Source organism: Asticcacaulis sp. AC466 (assembly GCF_000495815.1).
In the GTDB taxonomy this organism is placed as follows: domain Bacteria; phylum Pseudomonadota; class Alphaproteobacteria; order Caulobacterales; family Caulobacteraceae; genus Asticcacaulis.
The window spans coordinates 1-865 of the sequence record NZ_AWGE01000044.1 but is presented as its reverse complement, the minus strand read 5'-3'; the positions used below and the strand labels follow the sequence as shown (position 1 = coordinate 865).

The window sequence follows — 865 nt, the reverse complement described above, 5'->3', positions numbered from 1 at the left end:
TGGAAGAATTTTTTCGTATATGACGGATGCTTGATTGTATTCTCCATTCAATGTTAAAACCCATGCCTTGCATGTTTGAAGGGCAATATCATTAGGATCTATCTTTAGAGCCTCACTAATTTGCTCATTAGCTCTATCAAACTCTTCCTCATTAATTAAGAACTGACTATACGCATAACGAGAAATAACCGATCTAGGAGCAATATCTATAGCCTTCTCAAGCTCCACCTCTGCCAAAAATGGTGATATATCTTTCAATAAATAACTATGTATTCTATAACATTCAGAAAAACCAGGCATCAGAGATTTTGCTTTTTTTATATTCTGCTCAGCCAGCTCCTTATCTCCTCCTTTATGGGCCGATAGAGCTTTCTTTAAATAAATTGAACAAATCTTTTCATCTTTAGTTGTCCATGAAATGACATTTAAGTCATAGTTATAATGATTTCTTAAAATATTTTCGCTAGCAATTATGCTTTGCAGCTCTTTACGTCGTGCCTTAACTTCATTATAAATTTCATTCGATATTGGCCTTACGCTATTAATATACTCTTCCGCTACACCTGTCAAAGTGTATACATACCCCCCTTCTGAGGACTTATCATCTGTTGAGATCAACATACTTGAGTTATGCAGCTGATGTAACGCCTCTTCGATTTCAATGGCAGGGACATCACTCAGAAAGAATCTAAGTTCAACCACCGATACTGGCTTCCTTAAACATGCTATGACAGAGATAGCTTTTCTCTCACTATCACTCAATCTGTCATATAAGTTTTCAAAACAAAAGCATAGAGCATCTTTAAAGTTATCGCTCCTTTTGTTTATAAGATCAGCATTACCAAAACCTGCAGCAACTGCTAAA

General features: G+C 35.7%; 1 protein-coding gene. It reads right to left on the bottom strand.

Annotated features, from left to right (window positions below; all coding sequences use genetic code 11):
• The coding region (locus AEAC466_RS44815; RefSeq protein WP_200864003.1) for a tetratricopeptide repeat protein at positions 1 to 865 on the bottom strand (865 nt) is incomplete at both ends.